The sequence below is a fragment of the Idiomarina sp. OXR-189 genome (assembly GCF_034373425.1).
Taxonomy (GTDB): domain Bacteria; phylum Pseudomonadota; class Gammaproteobacteria; order Enterobacterales; family Alteromonadaceae; genus Idiomarina; species Idiomarina zobellii.
This window is the reverse complement of the sequence record NZ_CP139706.1, coordinates 1,495,713-1,519,128: the sequence shown is the minus strand read 5'-3', so window position 1 is coordinate 1,519,128 and position 23,416 is coordinate 1,495,713. Positions and strand designations below refer to the sequence as shown.

The window sequence follows — 23,416 nt, the reverse complement described above, 5'->3', positions numbered from 1 at the left end:
GGATCGCCGAATGGAGTTTAACAGTCGTTCTTACGTAGTATCTAAAGAGTTGGCGACAGCCGTTAATGCAGCGGTAACACTGGAGAAACCCTTATTACTAAAAGGGGAGCCTGGTACTGGTAAAACACGCCTGGCAGAAGAGTTGGCCGATGCATTGAGCACCGAGCTGCTGACCTGGTCTATTAAGTCGACCACTAAAGCGCAACAGGGGCTGTATGAATATGATGCCGTGTCGCGCTTGCGCGACAGCCAACTCGGTAGTGACAAAGTTCATGACATTAGCAACTACATTCGCCCCGGTAAACTTTGGCAGGCCTTTACTGCCGATAGACGGCCGGTACTGCTCATTGATGAAATTGACAAAGCCGATGTGGAGTTTCCCAACGACTTACTGCATGAACTCGACCAAATGGCGTTCCATGTTTACGAAACCGGAGAGCAAGTAAAGGCGCGTGTACGTCCTATTGTTCTCATTACCTCGAATAACGAAAAGGCGTTGCCGGATGCTTTTTTAAGACGCTGTTTTTTCCACTACATCCAGTTTCCTGACGAGGCGACTCTGAAACAAATTGTTGATGTGCATTATCCGGATATTCAGAAAGAGCTGATTGATACAGCATTGTCGCTGTTCTTTGATTTGCGCGAAGTGCCCGGGCTTAAGAAAAAGCCGTCAACATCTGAACTGTTAGATTGGTTACGCCTGTTACTGACTGAAGATGTCAGTGCCAGCCAGTTAAAACAAAGCCAGCAAAGTGGTGACTTATTGCCGCTCTCTGGTGCGTTATTGAAACATGAGCAGGATATTGAACGAGTGACTGAACTTGCCCGCATGCAGCGCCGGTAGTTGTTATGTTTGTTGAGTTTTTTCAGACATTACGTCGACATGGGCTAAAAACCAGCATTACGGAGTGGTTAGATTTATTGGCGGCAATGAAGGCTAACCTCGCGTTTGCCGATGTTGACCAGTTCTACCATTTGTCGCGGCTCATTCTGGTTAAAGATGAGTCGTACTATGACAAGTTTGACCGCGCGTTTAGCGAGTACGTCGAAAAGGTGGCAAAGACCGATGTCGCCGACAAAATTCCGAACGACTGGCTTGAGAACGCCTTAAAGCGTGAGCTTAGTGAGGAAGAAAAACAAAAAGTTCAGCAGCTTGGTAGCCTGGAAGAGTTAATTAAAACCTTTCACGAGCGCCTTAAGGAGCAGCAAAAGCGGCACCAAGGCGGTTCTAAGTGGATAGGCACCGGTGGTACCTCGCCGTTTGGGGCTTACGGGTATCATCCGGGCGGCATTCGCATTGGCCAGGACGGTAATCGGAATCGCAGCGCGTCAAAGGTTTGGGATAAGCGAGAGTTTAAAGACTTAGATAAGAACGCGCGGCTGGAGCAACGGGGCTTTCAGGTCGCGTTGCGTAAATTAAGGCAATTCGCGCGTACCGGAGCTGCGTCAGAGCTTGATCTTGATGAAACTATAGCCGCAACGTCCAGAAAAGGTGGTTTGCTTGATTTAAAATGGCGAGCAGAGCGGCATAATGCCGTTAAAATCATTCTTCTGCTGGACGTTGGCGGCTCAATGGACGACTACATTTATCAGTGTGAACAGCTATTTACGGCACTGAAAAGTGAATTTAAACACTTAGAACTGTTTTATTTTCACAACTGCGTGTATGAAGGTGTTTGGCGTGCGAACAGCCGTCGCCGGGAAGAGCAGATTCCTACTCAGCAACTGATTCAAACCTACGGCGAAGACTATAAGTTGTTGTTTGTGGGGGATGCCACTATGGGTCCGTACGAAATTGCTTACCCCGGAGGCAGTGTTGAGCATTGGAATGAAGAACCTGGTCAGGCATGGCTGGAGCGCTTAACTCGCCATTTTGACAAAGTGGCTTGGTTAAACCCGCAACCTAAGCAATATTGGCAGTATTACATGTCGGTTCGAATGATAAACGACTTAATGGCCGGTCGAATGTATCCGCTGACCATTGAAGGACTTGAAGAGGCTATGGAAAAGCTACGATGACACCCAAGGCTAAAGTTGCACAGGCCAGTCAATTTCAACTGCTGTCCGATGCGCATCAGGCACTTATTGAGCGGGTAAAGCTGTTGCGCTCGGCGAAGCAGCATATTGCTCTGCAATACTACCTGTGGCGACCGGATACCAGCGGTTTAACGCTGTTGAAAGAGCTGCTTAACGCGGTTGAGCGGGGCGTTACTGTCGACTTGTTACTCGATGATCACCACAGCAAGCCCATCGAGCCTTTACTACGCGACCTGTCCAGTCGCAGCAACTTTAACGTTAAGTTTTTTAACCCATTCAAACACCGCCGCTGGCGCTGGGTGAACTGGCTGACAGACTTTAAGCGTATGAACCGGCGGATGCACAATAAAGCCATGATCATCGACGATCGCATTGCTATTGTCGGAGGCCGTAATGTCGGCGACGAATATTTCGGTACGCATGCTGGTCAGCTTTTCTCGGACTTAGACGTAATTGCCCGAGGCCCGGTAGTTGCCAAAATAATGGAAGACTGGCGTCACTATTGGCTGTGTGCACTGTCTCGGTCTATTTCGCTGATAAAACGAAGTCACCGCAGTCGACTGTTTGAAGAGATTTGGAAAGTCTTTGAGTCTAAGCAGGAAACCAAAGATTTGAATCAATACGTGTTGTCCGATAAACAGCTGACGGATGATACCAAAGCCATACCGGCATTTTCGGCGTTGGCACAAGTAGTGAGTGATGACCCTTTAAAAGCAGACCTATCCTCAAAACCAAAACGCTCTTTAACCCAGCAGATAGCGAAAACTATTGGTTCGGCCAGGCAGTCTATTTTGTTGGTATCGCCATACTTTGTACCAACGGCAACAGGTGTGAAAGAGTTAGAAAAACTGGCAGAGCAGGGGGTTGAGGTACGAGTATTGACCAACTCCCTGGCGGTGACGGACGTACCAGCGGTGCATGCCGGTTATCAGCGTCGCCGTCGTCGTTTATTACTGGCCGGCGTAAAGTTGTTTGAACTTCGCCGAACAGAAGAAACGCTTCGAAAAGACATGAAACCGTACTTTCGTCGTTCGGCGTCGAGCCTGCACGCAAAAACAGTAACGGTTGACGGTAACAAGGTATTCGTTGGTTCGTTTAACTTCGATCCAAGATCAGCTCAGATTAACACAGAGTCCGGTATTATCATTGAATCGGAAGCGATGGCCATGCAAATTAACTCAATGTTTGACCACGAGTTACCCATGCGTACTTACGAAGCGAGGTTGAATCGGTTTTATAAACTGTATTGGCTTGATAAAAGCCAAATTCCGGCGCAAAAGCTTTACAAAGAGCCTGGGGCAGGCATCGGCAGACGCTTAACGGTGTGGTTAACCGCACGCCTGCCGGTCGATCATCTGCTCTAAAGTCGTTCGGCTATCCAACGTCTGACCTTTTGCTCCAGTATAACCAGCGGTACAGCGCCGTCTTCCAGTACCACACGGTGAAACTCTTTAATATCAAATTTGTCACCAAGCTTGTCTTCCGCACGGCGACGTAATTCACTGATTTTTAATTCACCGACTTTGTAGGCAAGAGCTTGCCCCGGTAGCGCCATAAAACGCTCTGCTTCAGAAACTGCCCGCGCCTCAGCTACCGGCGCATTTGCATACATATAGTCAAGCACCTCCTGACGCGTCCAGCCTTTTGAATGAATGCCAGTATCCATGACTAATCGAATAGAGCGCCACAATTCAGCAGCCAGCTGGCCAAAGCGTTGGTATGGGTCGTCATATAAACCTAAATCGTAACCCAATGCTTCAGAATACAGTCCCCAGCCCTCTGTATAAGCGGTTTCACGACCGTACTTGCGGAACTCGGGCAAGTCTTCAAGTTCCTGCTGAATGGAAATTTGAAAGTGGTGGCCCGGCGCGGCTTCGTGTAAAAACAGTGCCGTTTTAGCCCAATTCGGGCGCGAGCCTAAATCATAGGTGTTCAGGTAAAATATCGCCGGGCGTGAGCCATCGACAGGCGCTGACTGATAAGACCCCGAACTGGCTGATTGCTCGCGGAATTCTTCCACTTTTCTGACTTCGTAGTCTGCTTTAGGAAAAATATCGAAAAGTTGGCTGACTCGTTCGTCGACCTTGCTGCGCAGTGAACGGTAGTCTTCAATCATAGCCTCGCGGCTTTCGTAAATAAATTGCGGATCATTGGTCATGAAGTCAAAGAACTGCGCTAAGTTACCATCGAATTCAATTTCTTCCATAATGTCGCGCATTTCCGAGTGAATGCGCGCTACTTCGTCTTTGCCTATTTTATGAATGCGATCGGCGCTGAGTTGAGTCGAGGTGTTGGCTTCAATTCTGTGTTGATACCATGCATCGCCACCCGGGAGTTGGCCAATGCCAAAGCTTTCGGTGCGAGTGTGTGGTAAATATTCTTCTTTTAGATAGGTGGCCAACTTTTTATAGGCAGGCATAACTGTATCACTTAATACCTGTTTGTAGCGTTGTTGAAGCTGCTTTGCTTCTGACTCTGTGACAGACTCCGGCATATTAGTTATAGGTGCCCAAAACAAGGTGTTTTCTACATTCTCATCAATGTGTGCGGTAATTTGCGGTATGGCTTTTTCAATCAGCACGCGTGGTTGAACAATGTTTTTTTCTACACCTTCTTTCATATTGGCAATGGCTTGTTCAAATAAACGCGGAATTTGTTCCATTCGCAGTGCCCAGTTTTCATAATCCTGAACTGTATTAAAAGGTTGTGCAGACTCACCGGAGCCAAGCATCGCTAAACGTCCTGCGAGGTTATAAAACTGGTTAATTGGAATAAGATGCTCTGGATACTTCAGACCTTCTAGCTCCAATTCCAGCTTGCGTTTAAAAATGTCGTAGCTGATGCGTTGACTGCGCGACAATTGTTCGACATTAATGCCGGATATTTTCTCCAAAAAGCGCTGGTTTAAGTCACGCTGCTTGGCAATATGTTGTTTGGAAAGGTAATTGGGTAACTGGTCATTGTACCGCTTATCGCCAATGTAAGTCGCCAGCAGCGGGTTCAGTTTGAGGTTCTGTTCAAAGTAGTCGTTATAAATAGTATCGAGCTGCTCGGAAACGGATGACTGCTTGATAACTGAACCGGCTTTTTCAGAGCCAGAGCTATTGGTTGCATCGCCGCAGCCACCTAGTAGTAAAGAAATAGAAACCGCAATCAGTGCCTTTTTCATCATTGAACCTTTAATTATCGTTATTGTTGCTAAAATACTAGGGGTTTGGATGTTATGGTGCAATCCAAAATGCGAAATGCACAGTAGAAGTACTACACCGTTTTAAGAAGGAGTTTTTATGACCAAGGCATACGCAGCAGAATCTGAACACTCAGGTTTAGCCCCTTACGGTATTGAACGTCGCGAACTAAGAGACGATGACGTTGCTATCGATATTCTTTATTGTGGTGTGTGTCATACAGACATTCACTATGCTGAAAATGATTGGGGCGGCACCATTTATCCGGTGGTTCCGGGCCATGAAATTATTGGTCGCGTCACGTCTGTAGGTAAGGATGTTAAGAATTACAGCGAAGGTGACTTAGTGGGTGTTGGCTGTATGGTCGACTCATGTCGTGAGTGCAGTTCGTGCGACCAGGGCTTAGAGCAATACTGTCTGAATGGCATGGTGCCAACATACAACGGCGAAGACCTGCATGATAAAAGCATTACTTACGGTGGTTACTCAGAAAAAATTGTTGTCAGTGACCGTTTTGTGGTTCGGGTTCCTGAAAATCTGGATGCTGCGAAGGCGGCGCCATTGCTTTGTGCGGGTATTACAACCTACTCACCGCTACGACACTTCGGTGTGAAAGAAGGCCATAAAGTTGGTGTCATTGGTATGGGTGGCTTAGGTCACATGGGTGTAAAGTTTGCCAAAGCCATGGGTGCTGAAGTCACTATTTTCACGCGCTCTGAGAGCAAAGTCAGCGAAGCTAAAAAGCAAGGCGCTGACCACGTTATTATCTCGACCGATGAAAAACAAATGGAAGAGGCGACAGAAACCTTCGATTTCCTGCTCGATACGGTACCGGTTCAGCACGACTTAAACCCTTACATTAACTGCCTGAAAGTCGATGGCACGCATATTCTGGTTGGCTTATTGGAGCCGGTGGATCCTGCTTTGCAGGCTGGGCAATTAGTGCTGAAACGTCGCGTACTGGCCGGGTCACTTATTGGTGGTATTCCTGAGACTCAGGAAATGTTGGACTTTTGTGCTGAGCATGACATTCACTGCGACGTTGAAATGCTGGATATCAAAAACATCAATGACGCGTTCAAACGCATGAAAAAAGGCGATGTGAAATATCGTTTTGTGATTGATATGGACACGTTAAAGCAGTCGTAGATTGAATTTAAACCACAATTTGTGGTTTACTAACGTCTGGAAGAGGTGCGGTACTCAGGCAGCTTAGCAAGCATCTACCAAAGAGCTAAGCGAGGGGAGTAACCGCCGAGGCGCAAGTGCATGGAATGGCTTGCGTCGGCCGTCGAGTTTGAACACTTGCGGCTGTCACCGCTAGGTGGAGAGCTTCTGGAGACCCTCCTTTTTAAGCTCTCTGAACGTTGTTGTATTCAGTTCAGGGGAAACTATGTTACCCATTCATGTTGCGAAGTTCGGCGGCACCAGTATGGCCAATGCCGAATCGATACAAGCCTGTGTCGACGTTGTTGAACGTCAGGATAATCCGACGCTTGTTGTGGTCAGCGCTTGTGCCGGTGTCACCAACCGCTTAGTTGCAATAAGCCATTCTCACACGCAAACAGAACGCCAACGCTTGTTCGATGAAATTGTCGATATTCATTGCCAGGCGGCGTCTGCGTTACCTAAAGAAAATGCGGTACATCATCATCTCTCGCAGTTGCATCAGCTGTTACACATTTTGGTTCAACAAGCGCCTGACGCATTGGAAAGCCATCAACGGCAAAAGCGGGATGAGCTATTAAGTTTTGGTGAGCGCTGTTCGTCTCGTTTGTTTGCGGCCTACTGGTCAAAAACATCAGCGACAAATGCCGAAGTCGCTGATGCGCGCTCTTTGCTGGTGACCAATAATAACTTTGGTAATGCGTCCCCCAATATTGAAAAGACCCGAGAGCACTGTGCTGATTTACGGGAACAGTTAAATCAAGGCGCCAGAGTGGTGACTCAGGGCTTTATTGGCTCCAGCGAGGAGGGCAATACTACGACCTTAGGGCGCGGAGGTAGTGACTACAGCGCGGCAATACTGGCTGCTGCCCTCGATGCTGAACAGCTGAATATCTGGACGGATGTCGCCGGTATTTACACAACTGACCCGCGTATTTGCTCAGACGCCAGACCTATAGAGCAAATTAGCTTTGCCGAGGCTGCAGAATTGGCGACCTTCGGTGCAAAAGTGCTGCATCCTAAAAGTCTGAAACCTGCTATTGAAAACGGCATTAAGGTCTTTGTGGGTCATAGTCGTTATCCAGAAAAAGACGGCACGCTTATTTTGCCTGAGCCCGATGAACGCCCCTCTATTCGTGCATTGGCGCGCCGGAAAAATCAGACGCTGTTGACGGTAAATAGTGTCGATATGTTGCATGCGACCGGCTTTTTAGCGCGTCTATTCGACATTCTGGCACGCTATGATATCAGTGTGGACTTAGTGACCACCTCTGAGGTGAGCATTGCACTGACTCTGGACGAGGAAGGCTCGCAAGCGAATGGCCTTTCTGTGTTACCCGAAGCCATGTTGGAGGAGTTGCGGGAATTTGCGACCGTAACGATTGAGCAGGGTCTGAGTCTTATTGCTGTCATTGGCAATGATATTGGCCACTTTGGCGATATTTCTCCCTGGGTGTTAGAAGCTGCATCGCCAGTGCCTATACGTCTGATTTGTCAGGGAGCAAGTCGGCATAATCTGTGCTTTTTAGTGACAGACGAACAGGCGGAAAACATCATTAAAAAACTTCATGCAAAACTATGACGGTAGTGCCCACTTCGGTTTATAATGCTCGCCAATTTCTGGGCAATTAAAGACAAAGAGCGAGTCGTTAAATGGAGCTTTGGCAAGCCATTATACTAGGGATAGTGCAGGGTATTACTGAGTTTTTACCGATTTCTAGTTCAGCGCACCTTATTCTCATGCCAGTGCTTACTGGTTGGGATGACCAGGGCGTTGGCTTTGATTTGTCGGTGCATGTGGGGACTTTGCTGGCGGTTATCCTGTACTTCCGAAAAGACGTCGGTGCGCTGTTTTCAGACGGTCTTCGCTCTATTCCGGCCCAACAAAATGTTGGCCGTAGTAAGCTGGGCTGGATGGTTGTTATTGCCACCATCCCTGCCTGCGTTTTCGGCGTACTTCTGCTTGACTATATTGACACGGTATTACGAGCGGTGTGGGTGATTATCACGACCACGGTGGTGTTTGCAGTGCTACTTGCTGTTGCTGACCGTTGGGGACGCGGCCGTCGCCAGCTTGATGCTATTGGGCTGAAAGATGCCATTATTGTCGGTCTGGCTCAGGCCGTTGCGCTTATTCCCGGCACCTCGCGTTCAGGAGCGACAATTACCGCAGGCCTGTTTATGGGGCTCGATCGCGAAACGGCTTCAAAGTTCTCGTTTTTTATGGCCATACCAATTACGACAGCCGCTGCGTTAATAAAGCTGCTGAGCATATACAACGACGGCATAGCGGTTGACTGGAATGGCTTTATCGTGGGCGGTGTCGCTTCTTTTATTACCGCTATTACCGCCATTCATTTCTTTTTAAAATGGCTTAATGACTTTGGTATGTGGCCTTACGTTATTTATCGCCTGGTGCTTGCTGCTGTCCTATTTTGGGTGTTTGCGTAAACCATGTACGAGAATGTAAAAAAACAATTATTTGCGCTAAAAAGTAACCGGATTTTTGAATTTGCGGTTATTGCCGTCATTATTATTTCTGCATTAGAAATTGGTGCGAAAACTTATGAGCTTCCGGGCATCGCTAATAACCTATTGTTGGGCTTGGACTGGTTTATTACCATTTTCTTTGTGGTTGAAATTAGCATTCGCTTCATTGCTGATCACGATAAAAAGAACTTCTTTAAAAACGGCTGGAATGTATTTGACACTCTGGTTGTTGTGGTCAGCCTGATACCAATAAATGACTCAGAGCTGGCGCTTTTAGCCCGCTTAGTTCGAATATTCCGCGTGCTTCGGATGATTTCTATTATCCCTGAGCTTCGCACCCTTATTACCTCGCTGTTAAAAGCACTGCCGCAAATGGGTTATGTGGTATTGCTGATGTTTATTATCTTCTACATCTATGCCGCAGTAGGCAGTTATTTGTTTGCTGATATTAACCCATTCTTGTGGGAAAACATTGCGGTATCTATGCTGACACTGTTCCGTGTTATGACCTTCGAAGACTGGACGGACGTTCAATACGAAACCATGGAAGTGTATCCGTGGAGCTGGCTATTTTATATGTCCTTTATATTCCTCACCGCTTTTGCGTTTTTGAATATGGTCATTGGTATTGTCGTGAATGTCATGGACAAAGAAAGTCAGGCTGAGGCCGAGGAATTACGCCAGCAGCTTGAAGAAGAGCAGGGGCCCGAGCCGACTATGCGAGAACTGCAGGATGAGATTCGAGAGTTAAAAACTTTATTGCAGGGCCAGCATGCACAAGTCAGCCAGCACTCTGCACGAGAAACAAGTGAGTAAATCATGTATGTAGGCGATTGCAAAGTTGAGTTAACTCGCAAGCGCATTAAACACCTTTACCTACGGATAAAAGAGCCCGGCTGCGTTCATGTGTCAGCACCAAAACATTGGCCGGGAGACTATATACAGTCGGTTATAGAAGCCCGAAGTGAATGGATAAAAGAGCAACAGCAGAAGCTGCTGCAGAGGCAAGAAACAACGCCCCGGGCTCAGTCTTACGAAGACCACGAGGAGATAGTTGTTGAAGGGCAAAGCTACTGTTTAAAGGCGGTACGAAAAAGCGCATTTCCCCAGCTTAGTGCGGTAACGCTTTGCCGTGAAACCAAGACACTCACCTTAAGTATGTCTGATCCGTCCAACTTAGAAGCCCGTAAAAAACAACTGGATAAATGGCTTCGGGCCCAGTTAAAAGAGCGTATTGCGCAGCTACTGGAACATTGGCAACCCATTATGGGCGTAGCTGCCAGTGACTTTGGCGTACGGAAGATGAAGACCCGTTGGGGCAGCTGTAATATTCGTACCCATAAAATTTGGTTAAACTTTGATTTAATGAGTAAAGCGGCTGAGAGCCTCGAATACGTTGTGGTGCATGAACTCACGCATTTGTATGAGCGTTACCACAACAAACGCTTTTATCGTCTTATGGACAAGTATCTACCAGACTGGCGAGAGCGCAAACAACGGCTGAATAGTTAGCGCAGACTTTGCCCTAACTGATTTTGCGCAATAAGACGGAAAACATAAGCGACTTTAAATAAGCCGGCTAGAATCACTTGCGATAAGTGTAGGAACACGAGCAGCATCAGTGGCAGGTTTTCTTCCTGAAACCAAGCTAGATAAAACACAACAATTGAAAGCAGAAGAAACACCACCATAGAGGTGTTAGAGGTTTTGAGTAACGTATTAGGTTTCATAATAAACATTCCCAATGCATGTTTAATAAGTGCATATTAAATGTATCTTTAATATAGATCAAGAAAAATGCTCAAGGAGTAGGCAATGCGATATTTACATACAATGGTTCGGGTTCACGATTTGGAACGTTCGTTACACTTTTATTGCGACTTGCTTGGTATGAAAGAGGTGTCGCGTAAGGAAGTTGAGAAGGGCCGATTTACCTTGGTTTACCTTGCTGCTTCTGATGACTTCGAGCTCGCTAAGGAAAAGCGCTCTCCAGAGCTTGAGCTCACTTACAACTGGGATCCAGAAACCTATAGTGGCGGTCGTAACTTCGGGCACTTAGCTTTTGAAGTAGAGAATATTTATGAGTTATGTCAGAAGCTAAAAGATAATGGAATTATTATTAATCGCCCACCGCGCGATGGTCATATGGCGTTTGTTCGCTCACCAGATAATATTTCAATTGAATTGCTGCAAAAAGGTGAACGCTTACCAGAACAGGAGCCTTGGGTGTCAATGGAAAACATTGGTACATGGTAATTTAAGGCCAAATCGCCTATAATCGTGCCACTTTTTTTGCATATTTACTTTAGGTCCAACGAATAGGAATGACTATGTCGACTGATAAAGCAAAGATTATTTACACTGAAACGGACGAGGCGCCACGCTTGGCGACATACTCGTTGTTGCCAATTATTGAAGCGTTCACAAAAGCGGCTGGTGTTTCAGTGGAGACCCGCGATATTTCTTTGGCTGGTCGTATTATTTCGCAGTTTCCGGAGTACCTGACCGAAGAGCAACGTCAGTCGGACGCTTTAGCTGAACTGGGCGAAATGGCGAAAACCGCTGAAGCAAACATCATTAAACTGCCAAACATTAGTGCGTCTATTCCACAAATGACGGCTTGTATTAAAGAGCTTCAGGAACAAGGCTACAAACTGCCTAACTTCCCGTTTGACCCGCAAACAGACGAAGAAAAAGACGTTCGCGCACGTTACGACAAAGTTAAAGGCAGTGCGGTAAACCCAGTGTTGCGTGAAGGTAACTCAGACCGTCGCGCACCAAGTGCTGTTAAAAATTATGCAAAGAAGAACCCACATCGCATGGGCGAGTGGTCTAAAGATTCTAAGTCTCACGTAGCTCACATGAGCGACGGCGACTTCTACAGCAGCGAAAAATCAATGACATCTGCTGCTGATGACAGCTTCAAAATTGTCTTAGAAGCGAACGGTGAGCAAAAAGTACTGAAAGAATCTGTACCAGTACTGGCCGGTGAAGTGATTGACGCTGCAACAATGAGCAAAAAGCAGTTGCAGGCGTTCTTTGAAAAAGAAACTGCTGCGGCAAAAGAAGAAGGCGTTTTACTGTCGTTGCACTTAAAAGCAACCATGATGAAAGTGTCAGATCCCATTATGTTTGGCCATGCTGTACGTGTTTTCTTTAAAGACGTTCTAGAGAAGCATGCCGATGTCATGAAAGACATTGAGTTTGACGCCAGCAACGGTATTGGTGACTTGTACAATAAGCTTGAGAAGTTGGACGCTGATAAGCGCGCTGAAGTTGAGTCTGACCTGGAAGCGGTTTACTCGAAGCAGCCAGAACTGGCTATGGTTAACTCGCACAAAGGTATTACTAACCTGCACGTACCGAGTGATGTCATCATTGACGCATCAATGCCTGCAATGATTCGTGATTCGGGCAAAATGTGGGACAAAAACGACAGCCGTCAAGACGCCAAAGCAATGATCCCTGATCGCTGCTATGCCGGCCTTTACCAAGAAACCATTAACTTCTGTAAAGAAAACGGCGCGTTCGACCCATCCACTATGGGTACAGTACCTAACGTGGGCCTAATGGCACAAAAAGCAGAAGAGTACGGTTCGCACGATAAAACCTTCGAAATTCCGGCAGACGGTGTTGTCAAAGTCTTAAACAAAGCGGGCGACGTTGTGTTTGAACACAAGGTTGAGGAAGGCGATATCTGGCGTATGTGTCAGGTGAAAGACGCACCTATCCGTGACTGGGTGAAACTGGCGGTTAACCGTTCACGCTTAAGCGGTATGCCTGCGGTATTCTGGCTGGACAGCAACCGTGCACACGACGCTCAGTTAATTAAGAAAGTCGAAGAGTATTTAAAAGAGCACGACACCGACGGTCTTGATATCCAAATTATGGCGCCGGTAGAAGCGACTCGCCACACATTGCAGCGTGTTAAAGAAGGTAAGGACACTATTTCGGTTACTGGTAACGTTCTGCGTGACTACCTGACCGACTTATTCCCAATTCTGGAACTGGGTACATCAGCGAAAATGCTGTCTATTGTGCCTCTGATGAACGGCGGCGGTCTATTTGAAACAGGCGCTGGCGGTTCTGCACCTAAGCACGTTCAGCAGTTTGTTGAAGAAAACCACTTACGTTGGGACTCTTTAGGTGAATTCCTGGCGCTGGCGGCATCTCTTGAGCACCTGAGCCGCACTTTTGACAATAAACGTGCACAAGTGCTGGCTGACAGCCTTGACGTAGCAACGGCCAAGTTCCTGGATGAGAACAAGTCGCCGTCGCGTAAAGCCGGTGAGATTGATAACCGTGGTTCTCACTTCTACCTGGCTATGTACTGGGCAGAAGCGTTGGCGAATCAAAACGACGATGCTGAGCTTAACGAGCGCTTCAGTAAGTTGTCTGAAAAGCTGTCTGGCAATGAGCAAGCGATTATTGACGAGCTGAACGGCGTTCAGGGCAAGAAAGTGGATATTGGTGGTTACTACCAGCCAAACCCAGAGAAAGTGTCTGCAGCAATGCGCCCTTGCTCTGTATTGAATGAAACCTTAGCAAGCTTATAATTAAGCGAGCTAAGCTCATTGAAAAAGCAGGCTTCGGCCTGCTTTTTTTATTGCTTATAAGTTATCGACTAAATTTCAGGAGTATAACGAGTGGCCAATGGCAACTATTTAATTAATTTGTACGAGCGTTGTTTGAAACTGCCGTTTGGGCGCAAGATTTTCTCTGCAATGTTTGCTCGAAAAGCGCCTTATTTTGCAACCATTAAACCGCTTATCACTGAATTAGAGCCTAACTTTTGTCAGCTTACGTTCAAAAAGCGCAAAGCTGTTCAGAACCACATTGGTACGGTGCACGCTATTGCGGTGTGCAATGGTATGGAAATGGCGATGGGAGCATTAGCTGAAGCTTCTATTCCAAAGCATTTGCGTTGGATCCCCAAAGGTATGAATGTTCAGTATCTGGCAAAAACAAACAGTGACGTGACTATTGAGGCGAAGGCATCAGATCAGACTTGGCAAGTGGGTGAGCAACCAATAACCGTGGAAGCGAAACGGGATGATGGTACCGTGGTTGCTGCTGGTGAGATTATTATCTACGTTTCCGAAAAGCCTAAAAAGTAAATCGGACATACTAAAAAAGGGACCCAAAGGTCCCTTTTTAAATGCTAATTTCTTAACCTTTATTAAGGCTTGCCAACCGGCTCGTTAGCATCAATAACTGCACCTGGGTGTTCGTCTTCGCCATCGTCCGGCGCCAGTTTTTCCCATTTACGGGTAAACAGAGCCAATACGAATACCGCCGCACCAACGCTTACACCGAACACAAAGATGGTCCAGTAAAGCTCAGGCATTGCTTGTGGGTTCTCCGGGTCAAGGCCACCAGCCAACAAGCCAGCAACAACGTTACCGATGGAGTAGGTGAGTACGAAGATACCCATCATCTGGCCTGCCATACGCTTCGGTGACAACTTACTCACAGCACTCAGGGCAACTGGGCTTAAGCACAGTTCACCAACGGTGTGAATGAAGTAAACCGCAACGAGCCAGTATGGCGCCACTTTAAGTCCACTTGCAGCGGCTTGTGAGGCGAAGAACATGACAATGAAGCCTGTCGCCATAATGATAAGGCCAATAGCACTCTTAAAGCCGTACGACGGGTTGATCATACGCTTGCTTAGGTTAATCCAAAGCGCAGCGAAGAACGGCGACATAATGACCAGGAATATTGAGTTCAGCGACTGGAACCAAGTGGTTGGTATCTCAAAGTCACCGACCATACGGTCTGTTAAGTCACGGGCAAACAGGTTAAACGAAGACCCTGCCTGTTCGAAGCCTGCCCAGAACATGGTTGAGGCGATACAAACCAAGAATAGAGCGCCGAGGCGCTTCATTTCGTCCCGGGTGAGCTTACCGAAGATAAAAACTGACAGGTAATAAAGGAAAAAGATAACCGTAAAAATAATAGCGACATTTTCAGCAACGATTGTAGGATTAATCGTTACGTAGTCATTCAGCGCTAAGTAGGTATAAACGGCTACGCCGGCTAACAACAGCCAAATGATTCCCCAACTGCGTTTCGTACCTTTAGGACTCATTGGTTTCGGTGGCTTTTCGCCAACGCCGTTCAATTTACGCTGAGTCAGTTTGTACTGGATAAGACCGAATGCCATACCAACAGCTGCTGCACCGAAACCCCAATGGTAACCCGCGTTTTCCATTAGGTAACCGGTAACAAAGTAACCGATGATTGAACCAATGTTGATACCCATGTAATACAGGGTATAGCCACCATCACGACGATCATCGTCAGAGCTGTACAGCTGACCGACCATAGCAGTGATGTTTGGCTTTAACAGGCCGGTACCCAGTACCACCAAAATCATACCAACAAAGAAGCCTGCTTCACTAGGAATGGCCAATACAATGTGGCCAAGCATAATGATGATGCCGCCGTACCAGGTGGCGCGTTGACCACCTAACAAACGGTCGGCAATCCAACCGCCTGGTAAGCCCATGAAATAGACCGCACCGGTGTATAGGCCGTAGATAGCGGTTGCAGAGGCAACGGTTATTGCGAGTCCACCTTCTTGCAGACTGGCGGTCATGAATAAAACGAGTAGCGCGCGCATGCCATAGTAACTCATGCGCTCCCACATTTCGGTAAAGAACAGGGTTTGTAAGCCCCCTGGCTGTCCGAAAAAGCTTGAGTCTTTATCGACTATATTTTTAGGATCCATTCTTGTTATCCATTTTGTTATTTAACATCAAATAGTTATGTCTATTTTTAGCTTATTCGACTAAAGTCGGAGTCGAAAAAGGTGGCAATACTTTACTAGCGGTAGCCACAGAATGGAACCGAAAACGACGAATTCACTGGTTTTGCTGTCTAAACTCGGGCTCGGCAACAGGTTTGCTGAATAAATAGCCCTGGAAGTAGTCACAGCCTAATGAAGACAGGTAGTCAAAGTGCTTTTCTGTTTCGACACCTTCGGCAACCACTTTAAGCCCCAGGTTATGTGCCAGCTGCACAATCGTCTGCACAATGGCTTCTTTTTGCTTAGACTGAAACATATCGCGCACGAACGACACATCAATTTTCAGAACGTCAAACGGCAGCTTCATCAAATAGGAAAGAGATGAGTAACCCGTACCAAAGTCATCGAGCGCGAACTGAATGCCTAGTTGCTTCAACTCGTTAATTTTGTGAATGACTTCATCCAGGTTTTGCATTAACACGCTCTCAGTCAACTCTAGTTTAAGTTGGCCGGCAGGCACGTCGTAATGCTTCAACAGGCTGTTTAGCTTGTCGACAAAGTCCAGTTGCTGAAACTGCGGTGCGCTGACATTAATCGAAAGAACCCAGTCGTTTAAACCCAGCTGTTGCCACTGACGAATAATTTGGCAGGCTTGCTCATTAATTAAGTCACCCAGACCAATAATAAGACCGGTTTCCTCGGCCAGCGGAATAAATTCCGCAGGAGAGACCATTCCCCGCTCGCTATGATGCCAACGAATAAGGGCCTCTGCGCCAATAACAGTTCGGTTTTCATTAAGCTGGGGCTGCACATAAAGCTCTAAGCCGGTGCGCGTTTCTATCGCATGGCGTAAATCTGACTCAAGCTTCACTCGCTTTTCAATCGCATCGGCCATTTCAGGGTGATATAAGCGAATTTCGCCCATGCCATTGCGTTTTGCTTCGGCTAAGGCTAATGCCGCCTGAACCAGTATGTCTTCTGACGATTTGGTTAAGTCGCTGATAACTGTTGCACCAAGACTCATTGAGCACTGATGACGGTAATCTTTTAATGAATAGGGCGCTTGCAGCTCTTGTTGCAGTGTTTTAGCCATGCTCAGCGCGTGCGACTGCGCCTGTACCGGATTATTGCTCTTGCGCACCCGGGCAACCACGGCAAACTCGTTAGAGCTGGGGCGTGCAACCATATGCACGTTTAAATTGACGCGCTCGAGTCTGTGAGTGACTGATTGCAACAGTAAATCGCCCAGGGTCGGTCCAAGCGTGTTATTCAGAACTTTGAACTTGTCGATGTCGAGCAAAAATAGAACAAGGTGTTCGTCTTCAGGTATTTCCTGCTGCTGTTGTGATAAGTAGTCCAAAAGAGAGCGGCGATTCGGCAAACCTGTTAGTGCATCGTTGAAAGCTAGCTCCCGAATGCGCTTGTCTGATTGACGTATGGCTCGGTAATTATGCTGAAAACGCCGATCAATAACGGATGAAACCCAGGAGGTAAGCGCGATAAGTGCGACGGCAATGACAATAGCGTAAATCAGCCATAAATGTTGGTGTTGAGCACCGGCTGTTAAGCTACTGGTGGTTTCATTTGCGTAAAAGCGAGCGGCCAGCATCGCAACATAGTGCATACCACTAATAGCGGCAGCAATAATCAGCGCAGTGACAAACTGTATTTTTCGAAGTTCGCTTTTGGCGCCGCGAATGGTGTTCGAGCGGCTATAAGTACTCATGGCAAGAGTACCTAGAGCCACCGCAATAACTATGGAAGTCGCAAACCAATAGGGCGAGTAAAGTAGCTCTGCATTTAACTGCATAGCTTCCATGCCCAGGTAGTGCATTAGTCCAATACCGGCGCCTAGAATTGTGCCCGAAAGAATGTTTGTTTTGCTTGAAACCTGGTTGCGTACTCTTTTGAAACTAGCCAGTTTGTCTGCGGACAGGTGCAAAGAATAGGCAAAGTAATTGCCGATAATAGCCGGGGCTATCGAGGCCAGAGTCAATCCAATACTGTGTGAAACCACCACAGGCAACTGGAACGCTATCATGCCTATAAAGTGCATGCTCCAGACGCCAATGCCGGCAACAATTGCGGTAATAAGCGTCCAGGTTCGCTGTTGGCTGACTGAACGATGACGATGAGCACGCTCAAATATCTTTAACGCGGTAAATGACGCTATAAAAGCAACAAGGTAGGACAGGGCAACAAGCCAATAATTGTAATTGCCGGGTAGCGGAGCTTGTGAGTACTGCCCCAGATCAAAAAAAGTCATTAAAACGTCATTCATAAAAGCATCTTATCAGATCATTAAACGGCATTGCTAAGCCAAATTTCCCCAAGTGCAGGAGTGCTTAAATTGTCGACAATGCGATTGTTTTGGAATTGAAAAACGTGGTTATTTAGACTACCCTGTGTAGATTGTCGACAACCAAGTATTTTCTACTTATTTAAATAATATATGCAGACTTTTTACGATCAGTCGTACTCATTCAGATCACCCGTCACGTCAGCCGATCGTGTTCTTGTTGCGGTGCAAAAAGCGATTGTTGAAGGCGATATTGCCGCAGGCAGTAAAATTAGTGAAGCGGGTCTTGCTAAACAGTTTAATGTTAGCCGGGCACCATTGCGTGAAGCACTGGCAAGGCTGGAGCGTTGTCACTTGGTTGAGCGGACACCGAATGCAGGAGCTCGCGTTGTCACATTAACCTATGAAGGCTTAATTGCGTTGTATCAAATACGTGAAGAGCTGGAGGGGTTAGCCTGTCGTCTTGCGGCGGAACAAATGGCCGATGACGAAATTGATGCCTTGTCTAAATTGTTAGAACAACATTTGGAAAATCAACGGGTGCGTGAAGGCGAAAGTTATTATCAAGAGGCGGGGGATGTCGATTTTCATTACCGCATTATTCTTGCCAGTAAAAATCAGTACTTAATTAATATGCTCTGCGACGAGCTTTACTTTTTAGTTCGCATGTACCGTGTTCAGCTTGGTATGAATGGTCCGCGTGTGTCGCGTGCTTTTGATGAACACAAAGCGATTATTACCGCCATTGCGAACCGCGATGGCGAACTTGCCGATTTGTTGATGCGCCGCCATATCAGTGCATCACGCAAAAACATTGAAACAAAACTACAAGCACATAAGGAAGTATCATGAGTCAATTACAAAGCCCAGGTGCGAAACTGCGCCAAGCCGTAGCCGACGAGAGCCCACTGCAAATTGTCGGTACCATTAATGCTTACACAGCCATGATGGCTGAAAAAGTCGGTCATAAAGCGTTGTACTTGTCAGGTGCTGGCGTGGCTAACGCGTCTTTTGGCTTGCCTGACTTGGGAATGACTTCGTTGAACGACGTATGTGAAGACATTCGTCGTATTACCGGTGCCAGCGACTTACCACTGTTGGTGGACGCCGATACCGGTTGGGGTGGCGCATTCAACATTGCTCGTACTGTAAAAGAAATGAGCCGTGCCGGCGCCGCAGGTTTTCATATTGAGGATCAGGTCGCGCAGAAACGCTGTGGTCACCGTCCAAACAAAGAAATAGTTAGCCAGGGCGAAATGGTTGACCGTGTCAAAGCGGCTGTCGACGCGCGTATTGATGATCAGTTCTACATTATGGCACGCACCGATGCATTCCAGCAGGAAGGTATCGAGTCTGCTATTGAGCGCGCGCAAGCTTGTGTAGATGCAGGTGCAGACGCAATTTTTGCCGAAGCGGTGCACACGCTGGAACACTACAAAGCCTTTACTGATGCACTAGATGTGCCGGTACTGGCCAATATTACCGAGTTTGGTGCGACGCCGCTGTTTAACAAGCAAGAACTGGCCGATGTGGGCGTAGAAATTGTGCTTTATCCATTAAGTGCTTTCCGAGCTATGAACAAAGCGGCACTGAATGTCTACAATAGTATTTTAGAAAACGGTGACCAGAAAGCGGTTGTCGATGACATGCAAACGCGTGCGGAATTGTATGAATTTCTGAACTATCACGATTTCGAAGAAAAACTCGACCAATTATTTAAAAAATAAACAAATTAAGAAGGGAAAAATCATGGCAGAGAAGAAACTAAGTGGCGCAGGTTTGCGCGGACAATCAGCCGGCGAAACGGCACTATGTACAGTTGGTAAAAGCGGCTCAGGCTTAACCTACCGCGGCTATGACATTAAAGAGCTTGCCGAAAAAGTCAGCTTTGAAGAAGTGGCGTACCTGCTGGCAAAAGGCGAATTGCCGACTCAGTCGCAACTTGACGACTACCGCAAACGCTTAAAGTCACTGCGCGTGTTGCCACAGGAAGTCAAAGACGTGTTGGAGCGTATTCCAAAGTCAGCACACCCGATGGATGTGATGCGTACCGGTTGTTCAATGCTGGGTAACCTGGAAACAGAAGAAAGCTTCGATGAAGCCGACGACCATATCGAGCGTTTCTTAGCGACATTCCCTGGCATCGTGCTGTACTGGTATCGCTTTACTCACGACGGCGTTCGTATCGATACGGACTCAGAAGAAGAGTCAATCGGCGCGCACTTCCTGCGTTTATTGCACGACAAAACACCGTCACAGCTGCATGCTGATGTGATGAACACCTCACTTATCCTATACGCAGAGCATGAATTTAATGCGTCGACCTTTACTGCGCGCGTTTGTGCATCGACATTGTCTGACATTCATTCATGTGTTACCGGCGCGATTGGTTCATTACGTGGCCCACTGCACGGTGGTGCAAACGAAGCAGCAATGGAACTTATCGAAGACATGAAAGACGCCGACGATGCCGAGCAAACGCTGATGGGCATGTTAGAGCGTAAAGAAAAAATCATGGGCTTCGGTCATGCGATTTACAAAGAGTTTGACCCGCGTAACGACATCATCAAAGCGTGGTCGAAGAAACTGTCTGAAGAAGTCGGCGATAGCCGTTTGTACGATGTTTCTGTACGCTGTGAAGAAGTTATGTGGCGCGAGAAGAAGTTGTTCCCGAATGCGGACTTCTTCCATGCCTCTGCCTATAACTACATGGGCATTCCAACCAAATTGTTTACGCCAATTTTTGTTATGTCGCGGGTAACCGGCTGGACCGCGCACGTTAAAGAACAGCGTGCTAACAACCGTATTATTCGTCCGTCTGCGGACTACACCGGTCCAGAGGCGCGTCCAGTTCCAGCTATTGGTGACCGTTAATATGAACAATGAATATCGTAAAAAACTAGACGGCACGACGCTCGAGTATTTTGATACTCGAGCAGCCGTTGAAGATATAGAACCGGGCGCTTACGACAAACTGCCGTACACCTCACGGGTACTGGCAGAAAACCTGGTACGCCGTTGTCCGCCGGATATTTTAACGCAGTCGTTAGAGCAATTGATTTACGGCAAAAAAGAGCACGATTTTCCGTGGTTCCCGGCTCGCGTCGTTTGCCACGACATTCTCGGGCAAACGGCGTTGGTTGATTTAGCTGGCTTGCGTGATGCTATCGCCGAAAAAGGCGGTGACCCGGCTAAAGTGAATCCGGTCGTGCCTACGCAACTGATTGTTGATCATTCACTGGCGGTTGAGCACGCCGGCTTCGAAAAAGACGCGTTTGAGAAAAACCGCGCCATTGAAGATCGCCGTAACGACGACCGTTTCCACTTTATTAACTGGACTAAAACGGCGTTTAAAAACGTCGATGTGATACCACCGGGCAACGGCATTATGCACCAGATTAACCTGGAGAAAATGTCGCCGGTGGTGCAGGTTCGTGACAACATCGCTTTTGTTGATACCTGTGTCGGCACGGACAGCCACACGCCGATGGTTGATGCGTTAGGCGTTATTTCTGTAGGTGTAGGTGGTCTGGAGGCCGAAAGTGTGATGCTGGGGCGCGCCTCTTATATGCGCCTGCCTGATATCGTAGGTGTTGAACTCACGGGCAAATTGCGTCCGGGCATTACCGGCACCGATTTAGTGTTGTCGTTGACTGAGTTTTTGCGTCGCGAACGAGTGGTTGGCGCCTACCTTGAGTTCTTCGGTGAAGGTGCAGAGGCATTGACTGTTGGCGACCGTGCCACTATATCTAACATGACACCGGAATACGGTGCCACCGCAGCAATGTTCTACATCGATAACCAAACTATCGACTATTTGAAACTAACCGGTCGTGATGACGATCAAGTGGAGTTGGTCGAGAAGTTTGCTAAAGAAACCGGCTTGTGGGGCGATAGCCTGAAAACTGCCGAATACGGTCGAGTCTTGCGTTTTGACTTGTCAAAAGTCGAGCGTAACCTGGCAGGGCCGTCTAATCCGCATGCTTTATTGCCGGCAGCTGAACTCAGTGAGCGTGGCGTAGCCAAGCATATTGAACAGCCGGAAGAGGGCAAAATGCCTGACGGTGCGGTGATTATTGCGGCGATTACCAGTTGTACCAATACCAGTAACCCACGCAACATGATTGCAGCAGGTTTGATTGCGCGTAACGCTAATAAACTAGGCTTAACGCGTAAGCCTTGGGTTAAATCGTCTCTGGCACCGGGCTCTAAAACCGTCAAAATGTACCTGGAAGAAGCTGACTTATTGCCGGAACTGGAAGATTTAGGTTTCGGTGTGGTGGCGTTTGCCTGTACCACGTGTAATGGTATGAGTGGCGCGCTGGATCCGAAAATTCAGCAAGAGATCATCGACCGTGATCTGTTCTCAACCGCGGTATTGTCGGGTAACCGAAACTTTGACGGACGTATTCATCCGTATGCTAAGCAGGCGTTTTTGGCATCGCCGCCGTTGGTTGTGGCGTATGCGATTGCCGGCACTATCCGCTTTGATATCGAAAAAGACGTGCTGGGGTATGACCACGATGGTAACCCGGTAACGCTTAAAGATATCTGGCCGAGCGATGAAGAAATTGACCGTATCGTCAAAGAGAGCGTTAAGCCTGAGCAGTTCCGCAAGGTCTATGACCCCATGTTCAATCTGAGTGTCGACTACGGCGAGAAAAACAATCCGCTGTATGATTGGCGCGAAATGAGCACTTATATTCGTCGTCCCCCTTATTGGGAAGGTGAGTTAGCCGCAGAGAATACGTTAACCGGTCTGCGTCCGTTGGCGGTACTGGGTGATAACATCACTACCGATCATTTGTCACCGTCCAACGCCATTATGGCTGACAGTGCTGCAGGTGAATACCTGACTAAAATGGGCGTGCCGGAAGAAGACTTTAACTCTTATGCTACCCACCGCGGCGATCATTTAACCGCACAGCGTGCCACCTTCGCTAACCCGAAGTTGTTTAACGAAATGGTACGTGACGACAATGGTGACGTGATTCAGGGATCGCTGGCGCGGATTGAGCCGGAAGGCAAAGTCGTGCGCATGTGGGAAGCTATTGAGCACTACATGAACAATAAGCAGCCGCTGATTATCGTGGCCGGCGCTGATTACGGTCAGGGCTCATCGCGCGATTGGGCAGCGAAAGGTGTTCGCTTAGCGGGTGTTGAAGTTATTGTTGCCGAAGGTTTTGAACGTATTCACCGTACCAACTTAATTGGTATGGGCGTATTGCCACTGCAGTTTGAAGAGGGCACTACGCGCAAAACCTTAAACATCGATGGTACCGAGACCTTTGACGTTAAAGGTACGCCGGCACCGGGGGCTGTATTGCAGCTGACTATCCACCGTAAGGACGGGTCGTCACAGCAAGTACCGGTTATTTGTCGGCTGGATACCAAAGAGGAAGTCTCTATTTACGAGGCTGGTGGTGTATTACAGCGCTTTGCACAGGACTTTTTAGAAGCGGAAGCAAGCTAAGGAGTTTGAGC

At 47.6% G+C, this 23,416-nt stretch carries 19 protein-coding genes and 1 riboswitch; of the genes, 15 read left to right on the top strand and 4 right to left on the bottom strand.

Features of this window, described 5'->3' with window-relative positions; translation table 11 throughout:
- Positions 1-10: 10 nt before the first annotated feature.
- From UM402_RS07490 to UM402_RS07480, 3 genes are read left to right on the top strand one after another with little or no spacing between them, the layout of a single operon-like run.
- Positions 11-844, top strand: coding sequence for an AAA family ATPase (locus UM402_RS07490; protein ID WP_053952320.1), 834 nt, complete (start codon positions 11-13; stop codon positions 842-844).
- A gap of 5 nt (positions 845-849) precedes the next feature.
- On the top strand, positions 850-2,019 hold the full coding sequence (locus tag UM402_RS07485; protein ID WP_058579012.1) for a vWA domain-containing protein: 1,170 nt from the start codon (positions 850-852) through the stop codon (positions 2,017-2,019).
- Positions 2,016-3,401: a phospholipase D-like domain-containing protein gene (locus UM402_RS07480; RefSeq protein WP_058579013.1), complete on the top strand. Its 1,386-nt coding sequence runs from the start codon at positions 2,016-2,018 to the stop codon at positions 3,399-3,401. The genes UM402_RS07485 and UM402_RS07480 overlap by 4 nt, the downstream gene beginning before the upstream one ends.
- Here UM402_RS07480 and UM402_RS07475 read toward each other — a convergent pair.
- Entirely contained in the window at positions 3,398-5,209 is a 1,812-nt protein-coding gene (locus UM402_RS07475; RefSeq protein WP_058579014.1) for a DUF885 domain-containing protein, read from the bottom strand. The two genes, UM402_RS07480 and UM402_RS07475, sit on opposite strands and share 4 nt — an antisense overlap.
- Positions 5,210-5,324: 115 nt before the next feature.
- Here UM402_RS07475 and UM402_RS07470 point away from each other — a divergent pair, with 115 nt between their 5' ends.
- The 5 genes from UM402_RS07470 to UM402_RS07450 all read left to right on the top strand — a co-directional run bounded on the left by UM402_RS07470 (position 5,325) and on the right by UM402_RS07450 (position 10,394).
- Positions 5,325-6,374: an NAD(P)-dependent alcohol dehydrogenase gene (locus UM402_RS07470; protein WP_058579015.1), complete on the top strand. Its 1,050-nt coding sequence runs from the start codon at positions 5,325-5,327 to the stop codon at positions 6,372-6,374.
- A 32-nt stretch (positions 6,375-6,406) separates the two neighbouring features.
- A riboswitch (Lysine riboswitch) is annotated at positions 6,407-6,568 on the top strand.
- A gap of 50 nt (positions 6,569-6,618) precedes the next feature.
- Positions 6,619-7,974 (top strand): lysine-sensitive aspartokinase 3, encoded by a 1,356-nt coding sequence (gene lysC, locus UM402_RS07465; protein ID WP_058579016.1) that lies wholly within the window; start codon positions 6,619-6,621, stop codon positions 7,972-7,974.
- A gap of 71 nt (positions 7,975-8,045) precedes the next feature.
- Positions 8,046-8,843: an undecaprenyl-diphosphate phosphatase gene (locus UM402_RS07460; RefSeq protein ID WP_058579017.1), complete on the top strand. Its 798-nt coding sequence runs from the start codon at positions 8,046-8,048 to the stop codon at positions 8,841-8,843.
- A gap of 3 nt (positions 8,844-8,846) precedes the next feature.
- Positions 8,847-9,698 (top strand): ion transporter, encoded by an 852-nt coding sequence (locus tag UM402_RS07455; RefSeq protein ID WP_058579018.1) that lies wholly within the window; start codon positions 8,847-8,849, stop codon positions 9,696-9,698.
- A gap of 3 nt (positions 9,699-9,701) precedes the next feature.
- Positions 9,702-10,394, top strand: coding sequence for a M48 family metallopeptidase (locus UM402_RS07450; protein WP_058579019.1), 693 nt, complete (start codon positions 9,702-9,704; stop codon positions 10,392-10,394).
- Here UM402_RS07450 and UM402_RS07445 read toward each other — a convergent pair.
- On the bottom strand, positions 10,391-10,612 hold the full coding sequence (locus UM402_RS07445; RefSeq protein WP_053952634.1) for a hypothetical protein: 222 nt from the start codon (positions 10,610-10,612) through the stop codon (positions 10,391-10,393). The two genes, UM402_RS07450 and UM402_RS07445, sit on opposite strands and share 4 nt — an antisense overlap.
- 85 nt (positions 10,613-10,697) lie before the next feature.
- On the opposite strand from UM402_RS07445, the gene UM402_RS07440 reads away from it, so the two are divergent.
- From UM402_RS07440 to UM402_RS07430, 3 genes are all read left to right on the top strand, one after another.
- A complete protein-coding gene (locus tag UM402_RS07440) occupies positions 10,698-11,138 on the top strand; it encodes a VOC family protein (RefSeq protein WP_058579020.1) in 441 nt (146 codons plus the stop codon).
- A 74-nt stretch (positions 11,139-11,212) separates the two neighbouring features.
- A complete protein-coding gene (locus UM402_RS07435; RefSeq protein ID WP_058579021.1) occupies positions 11,213-13,438 on the top strand; it encodes an NADP-dependent isocitrate dehydrogenase in 2,226 nt (741 codons plus the stop codon).
- A gap of 90 nt (positions 13,439-13,528) precedes the next feature.
- Complete coding sequence (locus UM402_RS07430) at positions 13,529-13,999, top strand: hotdog fold domain-containing protein (RefSeq protein ID WP_058579022.1); 471 nt, start codon at positions 13,529-13,531, stop codon at positions 13,997-13,999.
- 62 nt (positions 14,000-14,061) lie between these two features.
- On the opposite strand, the gene UM402_RS07425 is transcribed toward UM402_RS07430, so the two are convergent.
- Both UM402_RS07425 and UM402_RS07420 read right to left on the bottom strand, forming a co-directional pair.
- Positions 14,062-15,615: a peptide MFS transporter gene (locus UM402_RS07425; protein ID WP_058579023.1), complete on the bottom strand. Its 1,554-nt coding sequence runs from the start codon at positions 15,613-15,615 to the stop codon at positions 14,062-14,064.
- 133 nt (positions 15,616-15,748) lie between these two features.
- The gene (locus UM402_RS07420) at positions 15,749-17,914 is read right to left on the bottom strand and encodes a putative bifunctional diguanylate cyclase/phosphodiesterase (protein ID WP_058579024.1); all 2,166 of its coding nucleotides are present in this window, start codon (positions 17,912-17,914) and stop codon (positions 15,749-15,751) included.
- Between the two features lie 171 nt (positions 17,915-18,085).
- Between UM402_RS07420 and UM402_RS07415 the strand changes: the two genes are divergently transcribed.
- The 4 genes from UM402_RS07415 to acnD are packed head-to-tail and all read left to right on the top strand — an operon-like array spanning position 18,086 to position 23,405.
- Entirely contained in the window at positions 18,086-18,784 is a 699-nt protein-coding gene (locus tag UM402_RS07415) for a GntR family transcriptional regulator (protein WP_053952306.1), read from the top strand.
- Positions 18,781-19,659: a methylisocitrate lyase gene (gene prpB / locus UM402_RS07410; protein ID WP_058579025.1), complete on the top strand. Its 879-nt coding sequence runs from the start codon at positions 18,781-18,783 to the stop codon at positions 19,657-19,659. Before UM402_RS07415 ends, prpB begins: the two co-directional genes overlap by 4 nt.
- Before the next feature lie 22 nt (positions 19,660-19,681).
- A complete protein-coding gene (prpC, locus tag UM402_RS07405) occupies positions 19,682-20,806 on the top strand; it encodes a 2-methylcitrate synthase (RefSeq protein ID WP_058579026.1) in 1,125 nt (374 codons plus the stop codon).
- Position 20,807: 1 nt separating this feature from the next.
- Entirely contained in the window at positions 20,808-23,405 is a 2,598-nt protein-coding gene (gene acnD / locus UM402_RS07400) for a Fe/S-dependent 2-methylisocitrate dehydratase AcnD (RefSeq protein ID WP_053952303.1), read from the top strand.
- The last annotated feature ends 11 nt before the right edge of the window (positions 23,406-23,416 follow it).